Here is a 17,528-nt window from a genome sequence, read left to right as displayed (position 1 = left end):
CAGGGGCGGGCCGTTCACCGGGCGCTAGTGTATTTTGAGCGCGCCGATTTTCACACTTTTTTCCGCAGGGCACCTCAAATGAACCGGCAGCTCCCCGGCGACGGCGGTCAGAAGCTCGGTCGGCAGGTCGGCGGTCATCAAGTTGTCCCCAACCACCGTCGGGGCCCAGGTCGAGCCGATCTGGACTTCCGGGCTTCCGCGCAGGCTGTTGAATGTGATCCAGATGCTGCTGCGGCCCTCGGGTGTGGCATTAAAGGCCTGGCCTACCTGGGCTGTGCTCGGCCCCCATGACTTGACCGAGAATTCGCAACTCTTGTAGTTGCTCACGATGTTCAACGGCGCCATGTCGCGGGTCAGCGATTCCGAACCCGCCAACCGCAGGTAGTACCCGGAGCCGGCCACCAGATCCTGGCGGATAAGCCGGTTCTTTGTGTGCTCGGCCCACGCCTCATCGCAGCCAGGGTGCGCTCGAGGCGCGCCCTGTGTCCCACAGTTGAACCATTTATCGTCGATGTTGGCCAGCAGCTGGCCCAGGACCGGGCGGACCACGATGCGGGAGGTACCGCGTACCTGCGGCAACAGGCGGGGGCGATGCAGTTGCTTGCCGATGACACCGGCAAGCTGGAACAGCGGGACGTCATTGGGCAGGTGAACCGGCCCTTCCTCGCCATCGATGATAAGTAGCGGCACCCGGGCCATTCCGATCTGGTGCCGCGTCATCGGTCCATCGAACTGCCCCGACACCTTGCCATTGAGTCGCTTGTAAACATCCGGCTGGCTGTCCAGTACGGGGGCGTGATCGCCGAAGATCACGATCAGCGCATCCGGATCCGCAGCCAGAACGTGCTCGGTCCAGTCCATGACGGCGGCCGTGGTGTAAGCACTGGCATTGAGGTAGTTGGGGAGGAGCTTAAGCCCGTCTCCGGTGAAGGCGACTTTATCGGGGCGGCGCTTGGTGTCGCGGGTATATCCCCAGTGCGACGAAAGCGAGACGATGTAGTTGAAGGTCGGGCGAGCGGACTGGGCCGCGAGCATCGGCAGGTTCTGGTTGAACATCGATCCATCGGCCAGGAACGGGCCATCCAGGTCGTCGAGATTGAATGCATCCACTGCATTGAACTCCTCGAAACCCACGCGAGCATACGCTTCGTTCCGTCCCCAGTTGGAGGCGCGGTGCGGATGGCTGGCCATGGTGCGATAACCCAACTTCTGGAACAGGCCAGGCAGACAGGGTGTGGTGTTCTTCAGGGTTTCCAGGAACGCAATCGAATTCGAGGGGGCCGGCAGCGCACAAAGAACCTCGAACTCCGCATTGGCGGTTGCACCGCCGATCACCGGCGAGAGGCCATGAGGCTTGCCCGCACGTTCCCACAACGCGCGGAAGCGCGGGTCGAGGGCGTCTTCCGTGCCTTCCAGTCCGTCGAGTACGCTGGTGTCCCAGATTGATTCGAGCAGGACGATGTGTACGTTACGGCTTGGCTTGGGGCCAGTGTCTGCGCTCCACCGTTCCGGCGAGGTCGAAGCAACTTCGTCGAAGTCGGGAATGTAGCCGATGTCCCGGCGCATGTCCTGCCAGTCTTTCAGCAGGTATAGCAGGCCTCCCTCTGCCTTGAGCCGTTCCAGCTGTGCACCGTTTCGCGTGGTTTCATCATAGTTTTTCGTGGTCCGCTTGTCTGCGTCGGCGTTGTCGACCAGCCGTCCGATCGGCTCGACCCACGCGCCAGAGCTGAGCACGAGAAGTACCGAGTAGCCCAGGCCCAGTCCTAGCGGCAGGACCGAGCGCCTGCGCGGTTTGAAGCAAAACAGCAGTAGCACGCTGAGCGCCACCAGCAGTACTCCGCCCACGACCAGGTAACGGCCGGACAGCGTGCTGATGAGGAGTGGGACGGCTTCGAAATCGGTGGCCTGGATCGGCGCCTTCATCGCTGCGACCTTCACGGCGTGGCCGATCAGCAGCAGGTGGCACAGGGCCGCGTTGGTCACGCACGCCCATACGACGTTACGGAACGAAGGAGCCAGCAGGACGAAAATGGGGGCTACCAGCAATGCCGTAACGAAGATGGCCCCCGCGCGGTAGTCGAGGAAGAACGCGTGCTGCGCGATCAGGCTTGCGGAGATGCAGCTGGCAGCGGTGACGGCGATCTGCAGCAGATCAATGGGGCGGTAGCGGGGCGGGATCGGTGATTGCAAATTCTGTAGTGCCATTTTTTCTCCAAGCAGGCCGATACCTCTACAGGCAGCCTGCGCTGGTTGGTTCCAGGTGATGGGTAGTCCGGCATCCTATGTGACAGTTGCGTGGCACGGGAGGTGACTAAAGACATGCCCCAGTCAGCTTGGGGCATGCGTTCCAGACGATCAGAGCAGGCGCGTGGCCTGGCTGCGAGGGCTCAACCCAATGCGGCTTCCAGCTCCGGCAGCAGCGTGAACAGATCCCCCACCAGCCCGATATCGGCGATCTCGAAGATCGGCGAGTCCGGGTCCTTGTTGATCGCCACGATGGTGCCGGCGTCCTTGATCCCGGTCAGGTGCTGGATGGCGCCGCTGATGCCCACCGCCACGTACAGCTCCGGCGAGATGATCTTGCCGGTCTGGCCCACCTGCAGGTCGCTCGGCACGTAGCCGGCATCCACCGCAGCACGCGAGGCGCCCACGGCCGCGCCGAGCTTGTCGGCCAGCTGGAAGATCACCTTGAAGTTCTCTTCCGAGCCCACGCCACGACCACCGGAGACCACGCGCTTGGCGCTCTGCAGGTCCGGGCGGTCGGTGGCACCGGCCGCCAGGCCGATGAAGCGGGTGTGGGTCGGCAGGGCCGCGTCCACGCTGGCTGCTTCCACTGCGGCGCTGCCGCCGGTGGCCGCTTCCGGCCAGGACGCCGCACGCACAGTGGCAACCACGATCTGGTCGGCCGGTACGTCCACGGTGATGATGGCGTTGCCCGCGTAGATCGGGCGCTTGAAGCTGTGGCTGCCTTCAACGGTCATCAGGTCCGACACCTGGTTCACGCCCAGCAGGGCGGCCACGCACGGCATCAGGTCCTTGCCGAAGGTGGTTGAAGGACCGAACACGTGGGTGTAGCCCTTGGCTAGCTGTGCAATCTGCGGGGCCAACACCTGAGCCAGCGCCTGCGCGTTGGCCGGGTTGGCCACGGTCAGGACCTTGGCCACGCCTGCCAGGCTGGCGGCCTGGGCGGCAACGGCAGCCGGGTCGGCGGCCAGCACCAGCACGTCGATGCTGGCGCCGCTGATGGCGGCGGCCGCGCTCACGGTCTTGGCGGTAGCGGCGTTGAGTTTGCCGTCATGGTGTTCGGCGACAACGAGGATCTTGGTCATTACAGCAACCCCTTCTGCTTGAGTGCGGCGACCAGTTCGGCCGCGTCCTTGACCATTACGCCCTTGCTGCGCTTGGACGGCGCGGCGTACTGGGTGGTCTTGAACGTATCCGCGGCTTCAACGCCCAGGTCGGCCAGCTGCAGGGTCTCCAGCGGCTTGGCCTTGGCCTTCATGATGTCGGGCAGCTTGATGAAGCGCGGTTCGTTCAGGCGCAGGTCGGTGGTGACCACGGCCGGCAGGTCCACTTCCAGCGTTTCCAGGCCGGCGTCGACCTCCCGGGTGACCGTGGCCTTGCCGTCGGCGATGTCCAGCTTGCTGGCGAAGGTCGCCTGCGGGCGGCCCCACAACGTGGCCAGCATCTGGCCGGTCTGGTTGGCGTCGTCGTCGATGGCCTGCTTGCCCAGGATCACCACGTCCGGTTGTTCCTTCTCGACCAGCTTGAGCAGGGTGCGCGCAGCGGTCAGCGGCTGGATCGCCTGGTCGGTGACCACGTGGATGGCGCGGTTGGCGCCCATGGCCAGGCCATTGCGCAGGTGCGCCTGGGCGTCGGCGGGGGCGATGGTGGCGACGATCACCTCCGTGGCGATGCCCTTGTCGCGCAGGCGCAGGGCTTCTTCCAGGGCGATTTCATCGAAGGGATTGGGGGACAGCTTGACGCCGTCGGTGACCACGCCGGAACCGTCCGGCTTGACCTGAATGCGGACGTTGTAGTCCACCACGCGCTTGTACGCGACGAGGATTTTCATCTGGTGCGGGATCCTTGTAGTGCCGGCCGCTGGCCGGATCACATTTACTGGAAAACGTCCGGTTCCTGGGAAAGCAACCGGTTCGGGGGTGGGACTGCGATTCTAACTGGCTCGGACCAACCATGCTAATGCGTATGGTCGTGCTGCTTTGCGGCAGTACTTGGCGTAAATTTTCCCGTTCACATTGGGCAAGAGGTCGTATACAGGGGCCCGATGTATGCTGTGTGGCTGTACAGCCACCCCTGCGGGGCGGCGTTCCCAGGATCAATACCGAACAGGAGAACGGGTAGTGCCCACATGGCTTGTCACCGGCGGAGCCGGATTCATTGGCGGTAATTTTGTCCTCGAAGCTGTCGCCAAAGGCGCACGGGTCATCAATTTGGACGTGCTTACCTATGCGGGCAATCTGAATACCCTCGCGTCGCTGGAGGGCAACCCAAACCATGTGTTCGTCCAGGGTGATATCGGCGACCGTGACCTCGTGGCCCGTCTGTTGGCCGAGCACCGGCCCGACGCGGTGTTGAATTTCGCAGCCGAAAGCCATGTGGACCGCTCCATTGATGGTCCCGGCGCGTTCATCCAGACCAACGTGGTGGGCACCCTGGGGCTGCTCGAGGCGGTGCGCGACTACTGGAAGGCACTGCCGGCCGACAAGGGCCCGGCGTTCCGCTTCCTGCATGTGTCCACCGATGAGGTGTACGGCACCCTGGGTGAAACCGGCAAGTTCAGCGAAACCACCCCATACGCGCCCAACTCGCCGTACTCGGCGTCCAAGGCTGCCTCGGACCACCTGGTGCGTGCGTTCCACCACACCTACGGGTTGCCGGTGCTGACCACCAACTGCTCCAACAATTACGGCCCGTACCACTTCCCTGAAAAGCTCATCCCGCTGGTGATCGCAAAGGCGCTGGCCGGCGAACCGCTGCCGGTGTACGGCGACGGCAGGCAGGTGCGCGACTGGCTGTTCGTTTCAGACCACTGCGAGGCCATCCGTACCGTGCTGGCCAAGGGCCAGGTCGGCGAGACCTACAACGTGGGCGGCAATTCCGAGAAGGAAAACATCGAAGTCGTCAACGCGATCTGCACGCTGCTCGATGCGCGTCGCCCGCGCGCCGATGGCCAGCCGCGCAGCAGCCAGATCACCTACGTCACCGACCGCCCGGGGCATGATCGTCGCTACGCGATCGATGCGTCCAAGCTCAAGGACCAGCTCGGCTGGGAGCCCAAGTACACCTTCGAGCAGGGCATCGCGTTCACGGTCGATTGGTACCTGGACAACCAGGAGTGGGTCAACGGCGTTCTGGACGGCAGCTACCGTCTGCAGCGCATCGGCACCAGCGCCTGAAGGGATTACTTTCATGACTCAACGCAAAGGCATCATCCTGGCGGGCGGCTCCGGCACGCGCCTCTACCCGATCACCAAGGGCGTCAGCAAGCAGCTGCTGCCGGTGTACGACAAGCCGATGATCTACTACCCGCTCAGCGTGTTGATGTTGGCCGGCATCCGCGAAGTGCTGATCATCAATACGCCGCACGAACAGGTGTTGTTCCAGGCGCTGCTGGGCGACGGCTCTCAGTGGGGAATGAACATCGAATACGCCGTGCAGCCGAGCCCGGACGGGCTGGCGCAGGCGTACCTGATCGGCCGGGATTTCCTGGCCGGCATGCCCAGTTGCCTGGTCCTGGGTGACAACGTCTTCCATGGCCATGGCCTGACCGACGTGCTCAAGCGCGCGGACGCGCGCGAAACCGGTGCAACGGTGTTCGGCTACTGGGTCAACGATCCGGAGCGCTACGGCGTGGCGGAATTCGACAAGGACGGAAAGGTCATCGGGCTGGTGGAGAAACCGGTCCAGCCGCGTTCCAACTATGCGGTGACTGGACTGTACTTCTATGACGGGAAGGCGAGCGATTACGCCGCTGAACTGAAGCCGTCACCGCGCGGTGAACTGGAAATCACCGATTTGAACCAGCGTTACCTCAATGAAGGTGCATTGAACCTGGAGCCGCTTGGCCGCGGCTATGCATGGCTCGATACCGGTACGCATCAGTCATTGCTGGATGCCTCCAACTTCATCGAAACCATCCAGACCCGCCAGGGCTTGCAGGTTTGCTGCCCGGAGGAAATCGCCTTCGGCCTGGGTTGGATCACCGCCGAACAGCTGGAGGCGCTGGCCGCGCCGTTGATCAAGAATGAATACGGCCAGTACCTCCACAAACTGGCAATGCGTGGGGCCGTGCCGTGAAGATCATTGAAACCAAGTTGCCCGGTTGCGTGGTGATCGAGCCGGCGGTATTCGGCGACGAGCGGGGCTTCTTCTTTGAAACCTGGAATGCCGAGCGGTTCGGCCAGCACGGCCTGCCGACGACGTTCGTGCAGAGCAACGTCTCCACCTCCGCCAGGGGCGTGCTGCGTGGCCTGCATTACCAGTGGCCGCGCCCGCAGGGCAAGCTGGTCAGCGTGCTGGAAGGCGAGGTCTATGACGTGGCCGTGGATATCCGCCGCGACTCGCCGACGTTCGGCCAGTGGGAAGCGGTGGTGCTCAGCGCCGAGAACAAGAAACAGTTCTGGATCCCGGAAGGGTTCGCGCACGGGTTTGCCGTGCTGTCCGAGCGGGCGGTGTTCAGCTACCTGTGTACCGAGGTCTATCTGAAGGACTTCGATGCCGGTGTGCGCTGGAACGACGCCGATATCGCGGTGGACTGGCCGATCAGCGGCCCGACCCTGTCGGCCAAGGACGAAGCCGCGCCGTTCCTGAAAGACATTGCCGACGATCGTCTGCCGGTCTTCACCGCATGACGGTGCTGGTGTTTGGCGGCAACGGCCAGCTGGGCCAGGAGCTGTTGCGCGCGCTGGCACCGCTGGGACCCGTGGTGGCGACTACCCGCAATGGCCAGCTGCCTGATGGAAGCCCGTGCGAGGTTGCCGATTTCAACGCGCCCGACGCACTGGCTGCGGTGCTCGAACGCATCCAGCCGACGGTGGTGGTGAATGCCGCCGCCTACACGGCAGTGGACCGCGCAGAGGGCGAGCGTGATGCCGCCTGGCGCGCCAATGCCGAGGCTCCGGGCGTGATTGCGCGCTGGTGTGCGGCGGCAGGCGTGCCGTTGGTCCATTACTCCACCGACTACGTGTTCGATGGGCAGGGCCGCCGCCCGTATCGCGAAGACGATGCCACCGCACCGCTGGGCGTTTACGGTGAAAGCAAGCTGGCCGGAGAGGACGCCGTGCGGGCGGCCGGCGGCCGCCACCTGATCTTCCGCACCGCGTGGGTGTACGCCCCGCACAGCGCCAACTTTCTGCGCACCATGCTGCGCGTCGGCGCCGAGCGCGATGTGCTGCGCGTGGTGGCCGACCAGGTGGGAACGCCCACGCCCGCTGCGCTCATTGCCGATGTGACCGCGCAGGTGCTGCAGCACCGGGGGGAACTGTCCGGCACGTGGCACCTCACTGCGGAGGGCGAAACCAGTTGGCATGGCTTTGCCGAAGCCATTTTTGCCGAGGCGGTCGCCGCAGGAAAACTGGCGCGTGCGCCGACGGTGGAGGCGATCACCACCGCCGAATACCCGACCCCGGCCAAACGGCCAGCCTACTCGCACCTGGACGTGGCCAGGATCCAGTCGGACTTCGGTATCGCGCTGCCCCGCTGGCAGGACGGGTTGAAGCGTGTGATTGCCGAGATTTGAGCAGCCACGCAGGGCGTGGCTCTACGCACAGGAAAAAACCCGGCATCGCCGGGTTTTTTTTGAGGCATGCATCAGCGGCTCAGCTGCGCCCGTAGGTGTCTTCGAAGCGCACGATGTCATCCTCGCCGAGGTAGCTGCCCGACTGCACTTCGATCAGTTCCAACGGCAGCTTGCCCGGGTTGCGCAGCCGGTGGGTCACGCCCAGGGGAATGTAGGTGCTCTGGTTCTCGCCCAGCAGGATCACCTCATCACCGCGGGTGACCTCGGCGGTGCCGCTGACCACCACCCAGTGTTCGGCGCGGTGGTGGTGCATCTGCAGGCTCAGCGTGCCGCCGGGCTTGACCGTGATCCGCTTGACCTGGAAACGATCGCCGCTGTCGATCGAGTCGTAGGCGCCCCACGGGCGGTACACCTTGCGGTGCCAGGTCGCTTCGGGCCGTTCGTCGGCCTTGAGCCGTGCCACCACCTGCTTGATCTCCTGCATGCGGTCGCTGCGGCCCACCATCACCGCATCATCGGTCTCCACCACGATCACGTCATCCAGGCCGACCAGCGCGATCAGGCGCTCGCCGTAGGCATACGTATTGCGGCAGTCGATGGCGATGACATCGCCATGATGGGCGTTGCCATCGGCATCCTGTTCCGACACATCGCGCAGCGCGGTCCACGAACCGACGTCGTTCCAGCCCGCATCCAGCGGCACCACCACGGCATCGGCGGTCTTTTCCATCACCGCGTAGTCGATGGAATCGGCCGGCACGGCCGCGAAGGCCTCCTTGTCCAGACGGGTGAAGTCGGTGTCGCGGCGTGCCAGCTGCCAGGCGTTGCGGCTGGCGGCCAGCATGGCCGGCTGGAAGCGTTCCAGCTCGGCCAGGTAGCGGGAGGCTTTGAACAGGAACATGCCGCTGTTCCAGAAGTACTCGCCGGATTGCACGTACTGCAGGGCAGTGTCGGCATCCGGTTTCTCGACAAAGCGATCCACCGCGCGCACTGCATCGCCGGAAGACGCCTTGATGTAGCCGTAGCCGGTTTCCGGGCCCGTGGGCACGATGCCGAAGGTGACCAGCTTTCCGTCCTGTGCGGCAGGCAATGCACGCATCACGGCCGCACGGAAGGCGGCTTCATCGGCAATCACGTGGTCCGACGGCAACACCAGCAGCACCGGGTCGCCATCTTCCAGCGTGGCTTCGAGCGCGGCCACCGCGATCGCCGGCGCGGTATTGCGCCCGACCGGTTCCAGCAGGATGGCCTGCGGCTGCACATCCAACTGCTGCAGCTGCTCGGCGGCGACGAAGCGGTGCTCCTCGTTGGCTACCACTAGCGGTGCGCGTCCTGCGATGGGTGCCACGCGCTGCCAGGTGGCCTGCAGCATGGTCTGCTCGCCGGCCAGCGCCAGGAACTGCTTGGGATAGGCTTCGCGCGACAGCGGCCACAGCCGTGTGCCGGAGCCGCCAGACAGGATTACCGGAAGGATGTCGTTCATCGGGCCATGCCTCAGGATGCCTTGAGCAACTGGGAAATTTCATCGGTACGCTGCTGCAGCAGCGCGGCATCGCCACGCGCTTCCACGTTCAGCCGCAGCAGCGGCTCGGTGTTGGAGCTGCGCAGGTTGAAGCGCCACTGGCCAAAATCGGCGCTGATCCCGTCGGTATGGTCCAGCACCGGCGATTGCGCGGCGTAGTGCTCCATCACGCGGGCAACGGCGGCTTTGGCATCGGTGACCTTGAAGTTGATCTCGCCGCTGCACGGGAACTTCTGCATGCGCGCTTCCACCAGGTCGGCCAGCGAACGCCCGGATTCGGATACCAGTGCGGCGATGAGCAACCACGGAATCATGCCCGAGTCGGCATAGGCGAACTCGCGGAAATAATGGTGCGCGCTCATTTCGCCGCCATACACGGCGTTCTCGCTGCGCATCTTTTCCTTGATGAAGGCGTGCCCGCTCTTGCACAGCACCGCTTCGCCGCCGGCTTCTTCCACCATCTCGATGGTGTTCCAGAGCAGGCGCGGGTCGTGCACGATCTTGCCGCCCGGCTGGCGGGCCAGGATCGCCTGGGCGAGCAGGCCGACCAGGTAATAGCCTTCGATGAAGCGGCCGGAATGGTCGAAGAAGAAGCAGCGGTCGAAGTCGCCGTCCCAGGCAATGCCGAAGTCCGCGCCATGTTCGCGCACGGCCTGTGCGGTCAGCGCCCGGTTTTCCGGCAGCAGCGGGTTGGGAATGCCGTTGGGGAAGCTGCCATCGGGTTCGTGCGCGATGCGGATGAACTGGAACGGCAGGTGCGGGGCCAGCAGGTCGACGATGGTGCCGGCGCCGCCGTTGCCCGCGTTGACCACCAGCTTCAGCGGCTTGAGCGCGGCGCGGTCCACGTAGCTGAGCAGGTGCTCGATATAGGCGCCCTTGTCGGTATGCGATTCGATGCCCGCCTTGGGCGCCACGGCAGGTGCAGTGTCGGCCTCGACCGCGTCGGAAATCGCGAACAGGCCGGTGTCCGAGCTGATCGGCCGGGCCTGCTGCTTGACCAGCTTCATGCCGTTGTAATCCATCGGATTGTGGCTGGCCGTGACCATCACCCCGCCAGCCGCCTTCAGATGGTCAACCTGGAAGTAGACCTCTTCGGTGCCGCACAGGCCGATGTCCAGCACCTCGCGACCGGCTCCGCGCAGGCCGGCGGCCAGCGCATCCTGCAGGGCGGGGCTGGTCAGGCGCACGTCATGACCCACCACCACCGTGCCCGGCTCCAGCTGGGCAGCCAGGGCCACGCCGATCCGGCGCGCCAGCTCTTCGTTCAGCTCGTCCGGCACGCGGCCGCGGATGTCGTATGCCTTGAATGCGGGGAGGGTCATCGCTGGTCCTTTCCAAAGTCAGTAGTTAAGTTTAGCTGCTGTCTTGTATGGGAATCGTTTTCAGCCGGGGGGATTCCCGACAATGGCTACAATGGGCCCTTACATCAACGAGGTGAGGGCGTAGATGAGCAAGTCCCCAGACAACGGCGGCAAGCGCGGCAAGCGCTACGCCAGCGCCGCCGAGGCGCTGCAGGGTGCGGTGGCCGACGGCCAGACCCTCGCGGTCGGCGGCTTCGGCCTGTGCGGCATTCCCGAGGCGTTGATCGCCGCGTTGCGCGATATCGGGGTCAAGGGCCTGACGGTGATCTCCAACAATGCGGGCGTGGACGGGTTCGGTCTTGGTCAGCTGCTGGAAACGCGGCAGATCAGCAAGATGATTTCGTCCTATGTGGGCGAGAACAAGGAATTTGAACGCCAGTACCTGGCCGGCGAGCTGCAGCTGGAGTTCAACCCGCAGGGCACCCTGGCCGAGCGCCTGCGTGCCGGCGGTGCCGGCATTCCGGCCTTCTTCACCGCTACCGGCTACGGCACGGTGGTGGCCGAGGGCAAGGAAACCCGCGAATTCGATGGCAAGCACTACGTGATGGAAACCGCGCTGCGCGCCGACGTGGCGCTGGTCAAGGCATGGAAGGCCGACGAGGCCGGCAACCTGGTGTTCCGCAAGACCGCACGCAACTTCAACCCGGCCTGCGCGATGGCGGGCAAGTTGTGCGTGGTCGAGGTCGAGGAAGTGGTGCCGGTCGGCAGCATCGACCCGGATCAGGTCCACCTGCCGGGCATCTACGTGCACCGCATCGTGCACAACCCCACCCCTGAAAAACGCATTGAACAGCGCACCGTACGTGCGGAGGGCAACTGACATGGCATGGACCCGCGACGAAATGGCGCAACGCGCCGCCCGCGAGCTGACCGACGGCGCGTACGTGAACCTGGGTATCGGCCTGCCTACCCTGGTGGCCAACCATATTCCTGAGGGCGTGGATGTCTGGCTGCAGTCGGAAAACGGCCTGCTCGGCATCGGCCCGTTCCCGACCGAAGCCGAAGTGGACGCTGATCTGATCAACGCCGGCAAGCAGACGGTCACCGCGCGCAAGGGTGCCAGCTATTTTGGCAGTCACGACAGCTTCGCGATGATCCGCGGCGGTCACGTCAACCTGGCCATCCTCGGCGCGATGCAGGTCACCGACAAGGGCGATCTGGCCAACTGGATGGTGCCGGGCAAGATGGTCAAGGGCATGGGCGGTGCGATGGATCTGGTGGCTGGGGTGCAGCGTGTGGTGGTGCTGATGGAGCACACCGCCAAGAACGGCGAGCACAAGATTCTGCCCGAGTGCAGCCTGCCGCTGACCGGCGTGGGCGTGGTCGATCGCATCATTACCGATCTGGCGGTGTTCGACGTGGCCGAAGACGGGCTGGTGCTGGTGGAAGCGGCACCGGGTGTGGGCATGGACGAGCTGGCGGAAAAGACCGGCGTCCGCTTCCGTAGCTGAGCCTGGTGCGGTTGGCGCCCGGGTCCGGGCGCCGGCGGAATGCTAGACTTTTCGGTTTGGTGTTGGTGAATCTGGAAGGCTGCCGTGATCAAACCCGGGAAGGGTAACCACCCCGTTCTGCAACGCTGGCTGGCCGGTCTGGTGATCGGGGCGGCGCTGTTGGCGGGTCTGCGTGGCATCGCCAAGGACATCGAGTTCGACCGATCGCTGCTCGGCCAGGCGTTCGTTGCAGACGCCGGCTGGACGCAATCGGTACCTGTCGAAGTGGTCGAAGCCCGCGAATTGCTCGCCCGCCATGACCCGGGCCGCCGGCCTATCGCGCTGGACCGGAGCCTGTGGGAGGACCCGCTGGTGCGTGAGCGGCTGTGGGATGGGCTGTACCCCCGCCGTGTCGTGTGGGCCGAAAACGGCCTCATGCTTTTCAGGACCACCGCAGCTGTGCCGGATCACTGCACCGACATCGCAAGGAGTGAGCGCATTGTTCTCGTTGACTGCCCCTGATGCCGGCGCGCGTGCCGCGCTGGGCATGCTGGTCGGCGTACTCCTCTGCTACGCCTTCGCCGCGTTTGGCTGGATAGGGCTGCCCACGCAGCTTGCCTTCATCGCCGTGCTCGGCTGCGCGGCGTGGTCGCTGCTGGCGCTGCGCGACGGCCGTACGGCGTGGATGATCGGCATCGTCGCCGTGCTGCTGGTCTTCGCGCTGGGCAGCCCCACCGACGAATGGGATCCGCGCTCGATCTGGCTGTTCCATGCCAAGCGGATCTACCTCGAGGGGTCGCTCTACACCCAGCTGGACGACTACGCCGTCTTCAGCCACAACGACTATCCCTCGCTGATGCCGCTGTGGTCGGCCACGGCGGCCAAGCTGGTCGGCCACTGGAACGAGATCTTTCCCAAGGCGGCCGCCACACTGCTGCTGTTGCCGCCCCTGCTGCTGATCGCGCGCAGCCTGCGTACGTGGTGGGCGGCCGGTCTGGTGGCGGTGGTGGTGGTGAAGGTGGGCGGACGGTATCTGGTTGACGGGTACATGGACGGCTTTCTGGCCGTCTACGCGGTCGCCGCGCTTGCCATGGCGACCCAGCCGCGCCGGCAGGACAACCGCACTGCGTGGTTCAACCTGGCGGCCTATGCGGCGCTTTCCGCCGTGCTGACCCTGATCAAGAACGAAGGCGCCGTGCTGGCGATCCTGGTGGCCGTCTTCGCGGTGGCGACCGGCGTGCTGCGCGACCGCCGCATGCCGTGGGGCCTGGTGGCCGCGTTCGCGCTTTCGATGCTGCCGCTGCTGGCATGGAAGCTGTCCGTGGCCGGCGCGCACCTGGGCAACGACCTGGCGCAGAGCGATCTGAAGGGCCAGTTGTTGGCGCGCCTGCCCGACCTCTCGCAGAGCGCGCTGATCCTGAAGGCCCTGCTGCGCAGCGACGCATGGATACCCCTGGTGCTGCTGTTGGGCCTGTGGACGCGGACTTGGCGCACGCCCGCCGCACGCGCCGCGCTGCTGGTCGCCGTGGCCTACCTGGGCGTGCTGTTCGCGGTGTACCTGAGCACCCCGCATGACCTGGAATGGCACCTGGCCACCAGTGCCCGCCGCGTTGCGCTGCCGGTGCAGTTGCTGTTGATGTACGCAGTGCTGGTGCTGCTGGACCAGTGGAGATCGGCTGGATCGCGCAATACGGCAGGAGAACAGCATGCTTGAGTCCAGTGAGTCGTTCGTGGTGGTGACGCCGGTCTACGAGGACCACGTGGCCTCGACCCGGTTGTTCGCCGAGCTGGCGCGCCTGTATGGCGACCGCGTCTTCGTGGTGGCGGTGGACGACGGTTCGATCCGCGAACCGGTGCAGCCGTTCCAGCTGTCCGGCTCGGGGGTCAGCGGCGTGGTGCTGAAACTGCGCCGCAATGTCGGCCATCAGAAGGCAATCGCGGTCGGCCTCGGCTATGTCGAAGAGAACCTGCCCGACGCGCAGCGGGTCATCGTGATGGACTCCGACGGCGAGGACCTGCCGGAAACCATTGCCGAACTGCTGGACGCAGCCCGCGACGAGAACGTCGACGTGGCGGTGGCGCGGCGCAGGAGCCGGGTGGAAACCCTGCGCTTCCGCACCTTCTATGTCGTCTACAAATTCATCTTCCAGCTGCTCACCGGGCGCACCATCAGCTTCGGCAACTTCATGGCGATCAAGGTCAGTGCGCTGCACCGGCTCAACGCGATGCACGAGGTCTGGACCCATGTGGCCGCAGGCCTCATCGCCAGCAAGCTGCGCCTGGCGGTGTGCTCGATCGACCGTGGGCCGCGCTACGCCGGGCAGAGCAAGATGAATTTCGTGGGGCTGACCCTGCATGGGTTCCGCGCGCTGATGGTGTTTGCCGAGGATGTCCTGGTACGGGTGGGCCTGATGTGCGTACTGGTCTCCTCGGCATCGATCGTGCTGGCCGTGGTGGCCACCCTGCTCAAGCTGGCTGGCTACGCCACGCCGGGCTGGTTCTCGATGGCGCTCGGGGTCCTGTTCCTGGTGTTCCTGCAGACCGGCACGCTTACCCTGATGACGCTGATGCTCAGTGGCATCGTCCGCGGCACCATCCAGAAGCCGGGTGCCTACCGCGAATACCTCGCCGGTGTCACCGCGGTATCCGCCGATGTCGCGCAGCGCTGATATCCGCCAGCTGCTGCGTTATGTCATCAATGGACTGGTGGCGACCGGCGTGCACTTCGCGGTGTTGACCCTGCTGGTGGAGGTGGTGCATGTGCCCTCCAAAGGCGTGGCCAACCTGCTGGCGGCGGCGGTGGCCATCGTGGCGTCCTTCCTGGGCAATCGCTTCTTCGTGTTCGCCGCTACCCAGGCGCGCGCCAGTGGCCAGCTGTGGCGGTTCGTATTGCTGTATGCCGTCATTGCGCTGGTTAACGGCGGGTTGATGGCGTTATGGTCGGACCTGCTGAAGTTCGATTACCGCGTGGGCTTCGTGCTGATCAGCATCATCCAGTTCATCCTTTCGTTCCTGGGTAACCGCCTGTTGGTATTCAAACCATGAAAACCCTGCGCAACGCACTGCTGCTTACCGCCGTCTACGTGGTGCTGTTGCTGGGCATCCATTTCCTGCATGTGCGTTTCTTCAGCGTGGACGTGGTGTTCTACGCGGCGATCGGCGATGCGCTGCTGGCCGCCGTAGTCACCAGCCTGTTGCTGCTGGTGCCCGCGCTGCGCCGCTTCACCCTGGCGGAAAAAGTACTGCTGGTAGCGGTGTGGCTGCTGGGGGGCTACGCCTTCGCGATTTCAGTGCCGACCGTGATCGACCGTTCGCTGTCGTTCTACATCCTGGAAAAGCTGGACCAGCGTGGTGGCGGCATCCGCCAGGACGCCTTCCAGGACGTGTTCACGCAGGAATACATGGTGGAACACCGGCTGGTTGACGTACGGCTGACCGAGCAGGAAAGCTCGGGCACCGTCCGCATCGAGCATGGCTGCGTGCTGCTCACCGACAAGGGCCGCCGGGTCGCGGCCATGAGCCGCTTCTACCGCCAGCACTTCCTGCCCAAACAGCGCCTGCTGCTGGGCAAGTACTCAGACGACCTCACCGACCCGTTCCGCCACAGCCGCCAGGACGTCACCTACCAGTGCCGGTGAAGCAAGGCGGGCCGCATCACCCGGGAACGCATGACCCCAGAACGAAGCGCGCTCTCAGGCGCTCAACAACCCATTGAAATACGCAATAGTCCGCCGCAACCCATCCTCCAGCTTCACCTGCGGTTCCCACCCGCCCAAGCGGCTCTTCGCCAACGTGATATCCGGCTGGCGCTGCATCGGGTCATCCTGCGGCAGCGGCTTGAACACCAGCTTCGACCCCGAATTGGTCAACGCAATCACTGTTTCGGCCAGTTCGCGAATGGTCAGCTCGGCCGGGTTGCCCAGGTTGCACGGCCCGGTGAAATCCTTGTCGGTGGCCATCATGCGGATGAAGCCTTCAATCAGATCGTCCACATAGCAGAACGAACGCGTCTGCTGGCCCTCGCCGTAAATGGTGATGTTCTCGCCGCGCAACGCCTGCACGATGAAGTTGGACACCACACGCCCATCATTGGGGTGCATGCGCGGGCCATACGTGTTGAAGATGCGCGCCACCTTGATGTCCAGCCCATGCTGGCGGTGGTAGTCGAAGAACAGCGTCTCGGCGCAGCGCTTGCCCTCGTCGTAGCACGAACGCGGCCCGATCGGGTTGACGTTGCCCCAGTACTCCTCGCGCTGCGGGTGCACGCTCGGGTCGCCGTAGACTTCGCTGGTGGAGGCCTGGAAGATCCGGCAGTCCAGCCGCTTGGCCAACCCCAGCAGATTGATCGCCCCATGCACCGAGGTCTTGGTGGTCTGCACCGGGTCATGGCTGTAGTGGATCGGCGAGGCCGGGCAGGCCAGGTTCCAGATCTGGTCGACCTCGATGTACAGCGGGAAGGTCACGTCATGGCGCAGGAACTCGAAGTTCGGGTTGGACAGCAGGTGCGCGATGTTGCGCTTGCTGCCGGTGAACAGGTTGTCCGCGCAGACCACTTCGTGGCCCTGCTCGAGCAGGCGCTCGATCAGGTGCGAGCCGAGGAACCCGGCACCACCGGTGACCAGGATGCGCTTGCTGCTGTCATGACTTCTCATTGCGGGTTCTCTGCCTGTAGGCGGCGTGGTCCGGTCGGCGAGCGCAGGAACCGGGCATGCCGCTGATCATGCTGGGGGGAAAGGGCGATTGTAGGCGGGTCAGGTGCGCCCGGCATAGGGATGGGCTGCCGCGCCAGCGTTGATCTGGCCACACGGCGTGGGAAGGCGCCCGACGGGCGCATGCGGGCAATTCACCGCCATGCTAGCGTTCCACCATGGATCTCCACCTCCCCGATGCGTCGGTGCACTGGCATCGCCACTGGCTGGCCACTGACGCGGCCGACGCGCTGCAGCGCCAGCTGCGCGGCGAGGTACCGTGGGAAGTGCATAAGATCCAGATGTTCGGCAGGCAGGTGGATTCGCCTCGCCTGAGCTGCTGGATGGGCGATCCTGCAGCACGTTACCGCTACTCGGGCACCGATTTCGTGCCGCACGCCTGGCACCCGGCATTACGGCCGCTTCGCGCTGCGCTGGCTGAATTCTGCGGGCAGGATTTCAACAGCGTGCTGCTCAACTGCTACCGCGACAACGACGACGGCATGGGCTGGCACAGCGACAACGAATCAGAACTGGGGCCGACGCCGTTGATCGCATCACTGAGCCTGGGCGCTGCACGCCGCTTCCTGCTGCGCCGGCGCGACGACCATGCACGCAAGGCCGAAGTCACCCTCGGCCACGGCGATCTGCTGCTGATGGGCGGGCGCACCCAGACCTTCTACCAGCACGCATTGCCGAAAAGTGCCCGGCCGCTGGCCGAGCGCATCAACCTGACCTTCCGCTGGATAGGAGACCGGGCGTAGA

At 64.9% G+C, this 17,528-nt stretch carries 18 protein-coding genes; 12 read left to right on the top strand and 6 right to left on the bottom strand.

What is annotated here, in order from left to right; translation table 11 throughout:
* Window positions 1-24: 24 nt before the first annotated feature.
* The 3 genes from WIX41_RS06535 to WIX41_RS06525 all read right to left on the bottom strand — a co-directional run bounded on the left by WIX41_RS06535 (window position 25) and on the right by WIX41_RS06525 (window position 4,075).
* On the bottom strand, window positions 25-2,205 hold the full coding sequence (locus tag WIX41_RS06535; protein WP_339446291.1) for an LTA synthase family protein: 2,181 nt from the start codon (window positions 2,203-2,205) through the stop codon (window positions 25-27).
* 182 nt (window positions 2,206-2,387) lie between these two features.
* Entirely contained in the window at window positions 2,388-3,329 is a 942-nt protein-coding gene (locus tag WIX41_RS06530; protein ID WP_339446290.1) for an electron transfer flavoprotein subunit alpha/FixB family protein, read from the bottom strand.
* Entirely contained in the window at window positions 3,329-4,075 is a 747-nt protein-coding gene (locus WIX41_RS06525) for an electron transfer flavoprotein subunit beta/FixA family protein (RefSeq protein WP_339446289.1), read from the bottom strand. The genes WIX41_RS06530 and WIX41_RS06525 overlap by 1 nt, the downstream gene beginning before the upstream one ends.
* A gap of 289 nt (window positions 4,076-4,364) precedes the next feature.
* Here WIX41_RS06525 and rfbB point away from each other — a divergent pair, with 289 nt between their 5' ends.
* From rfbB to rfbD, 4 genes are read left to right on the top strand one after another with little or no spacing between them, the layout of a single operon-like run.
* On the top strand, window positions 4,365-5,420 hold the full coding sequence (rfbB, locus tag WIX41_RS06520; RefSeq protein ID WP_339446288.1) for a dTDP-glucose 4,6-dehydratase: 1,056 nt from the start codon (window positions 4,365-4,367) through the stop codon (window positions 5,418-5,420).
* Between the two features lie 13 nt (window positions 5,421-5,433).
* Complete coding sequence (rfbA, locus tag WIX41_RS06515; protein ID WP_339446287.1) at window positions 5,434-6,321, top strand: glucose-1-phosphate thymidylyltransferase RfbA; 888 nt, start codon at window positions 5,434-5,436, stop codon at window positions 6,319-6,321.
* Window positions 6,318-6,875 (top strand): dTDP-4-dehydrorhamnose 3,5-epimerase, encoded by a 558-nt coding sequence (gene rfbC / locus WIX41_RS06510; RefSeq protein WP_339446286.1) that lies wholly within the window; start codon window positions 6,318-6,320, stop codon window positions 6,873-6,875. Before rfbA ends, rfbC begins: the two co-directional genes overlap by 4 nt.
* Entirely contained in the window at window positions 6,872-7,762 is an 891-nt protein-coding gene (gene rfbD / locus WIX41_RS06505; RefSeq protein WP_339446285.1) for a dTDP-4-dehydrorhamnose reductase, read from the top strand. The genes rfbC and rfbD overlap by 4 nt, the downstream gene beginning before the upstream one ends.
* Window positions 7,763-7,841: 79 nt before the next feature.
* Here rfbD and WIX41_RS06500 read toward each other — a convergent pair whose 3' ends face one another.
* Window positions 7,842-9,245 (bottom strand): mannose-1-phosphate guanylyltransferase/mannose-6-phosphate isomerase, encoded by a 1,404-nt coding sequence (locus WIX41_RS06500; protein ID WP_339446284.1) that lies wholly within the window; start codon window positions 9,243-9,245, stop codon window positions 7,842-7,844.
* Window positions 9,246-9,256: 11 nt separating this feature from the next.
* Window positions 9,257-10,606 carry a phosphomannomutase CpsG gene (locus WIX41_RS06495; RefSeq protein ID WP_339446283.1) on the bottom strand — a complete coding sequence of 450 codons (1,350 nt, stop codon included), beginning with the start codon at window positions 10,604-10,606 and terminating at the stop codon, window positions 9,257-9,259.
* A 124-nt stretch (window positions 10,607-10,730) separates the two neighbouring features.
* Here WIX41_RS06495 and WIX41_RS06490 point away from each other — a divergent pair, with 124 nt between their 5' ends.
* The 7 genes from WIX41_RS06490 to WIX41_RS06460 all read left to right on the top strand — a co-directional run bounded on the left by WIX41_RS06490 (window position 10,731) and on the right by WIX41_RS06460 (window position 15,713).
* Window positions 10,731-11,465 (top strand): CoA transferase subunit A, encoded by a 735-nt coding sequence (locus WIX41_RS06490; RefSeq protein WP_339446282.1) that lies wholly within the window; start codon window positions 10,731-10,733, stop codon window positions 11,463-11,465.
* A gap of 1 nt (window position 11,466) precedes the next feature.
* Window positions 11,467-12,096 carry a CoA transferase subunit B gene (locus tag WIX41_RS06485; protein ID WP_339446281.1) on the top strand — a complete coding sequence of 210 codons (630 nt, stop codon included), beginning with the start codon at window positions 11,467-11,469 and terminating at the stop codon, window positions 12,094-12,096.
* An 84-nt stretch (window positions 12,097-12,180) separates the two neighbouring features.
* On the top strand, window positions 12,181-12,597 hold the full coding sequence (locus tag WIX41_RS06480) for a hypothetical protein (protein ID WP_339446280.1): 417 nt from the start codon (window positions 12,181-12,183) through the stop codon (window positions 12,595-12,597).
* A complete protein-coding gene (locus WIX41_RS06475) occupies window positions 12,575-13,789 on the top strand; it encodes a hypothetical protein (protein WP_339446279.1) in 1,215 nt (404 codons plus the stop codon). Before WIX41_RS06480 ends, WIX41_RS06475 begins: the two co-directional genes overlap by 23 nt.
* The gene (locus WIX41_RS06470; protein ID WP_339446278.1) at window positions 13,782-14,744 is read left to right on the top strand and encodes a glycosyltransferase; all 963 of its coding nucleotides are present in this window, start codon (window positions 13,782-13,784) and stop codon (window positions 14,742-14,744) included. Before WIX41_RS06475 ends, WIX41_RS06470 begins: the two co-directional genes overlap by 8 nt.
* A complete protein-coding gene (locus WIX41_RS06465; protein WP_339446277.1) occupies window positions 14,728-15,120 on the top strand; it encodes a GtrA family protein in 393 nt (130 codons plus the stop codon). Before WIX41_RS06470 ends, WIX41_RS06465 begins: the two co-directional genes overlap by 17 nt.
* Window positions 15,117-15,713, top strand: a complete 597-nt coding sequence (locus WIX41_RS06460; protein WP_339446276.1) for a hypothetical protein — start codon at window positions 15,117-15,119, stop codon at window positions 15,711-15,713. The genes WIX41_RS06465 and WIX41_RS06460 overlap by 4 nt, the downstream gene beginning before the upstream one ends.
* Before the next feature lie 54 nt (window positions 15,714-15,767).
* On the opposite strand, the gene WIX41_RS06455 is transcribed toward WIX41_RS06460, so the two are convergent.
* On the bottom strand, window positions 15,768-16,727 hold the full coding sequence (locus WIX41_RS06455; RefSeq protein WP_339446275.1) for a UDP-glucuronic acid decarboxylase family protein: 960 nt from the start codon (window positions 16,725-16,727) through the stop codon (window positions 15,768-15,770).
* 215 nt (window positions 16,728-16,942) lie between these two features.
* Here WIX41_RS06455 and WIX41_RS06450 point away from each other — a divergent pair, with 215 nt between their 5' ends.
* The gene (locus WIX41_RS06450) at window positions 16,943-17,527 is read left to right on the top strand and encodes an alpha-ketoglutarate-dependent dioxygenase AlkB family protein (protein WP_339446274.1); all 585 of its coding nucleotides are present in this window, start codon (window positions 16,943-16,945) and stop codon (window positions 17,525-17,527) included.
* Window position 17,528: the final 1 nt, after the last annotated feature.

Source organism: Stenotrophomonas sp. AB1(2024) (assembly GCF_037482345.1).
Classification (GTDB): domain Bacteria; phylum Pseudomonadota; class Gammaproteobacteria; order Xanthomonadales; family Xanthomonadaceae; genus Stenotrophomonas.
Note: the sequence above shows the minus strand (reverse complement) of the source record. Positions and strands in the feature narration are given on the sequence as shown.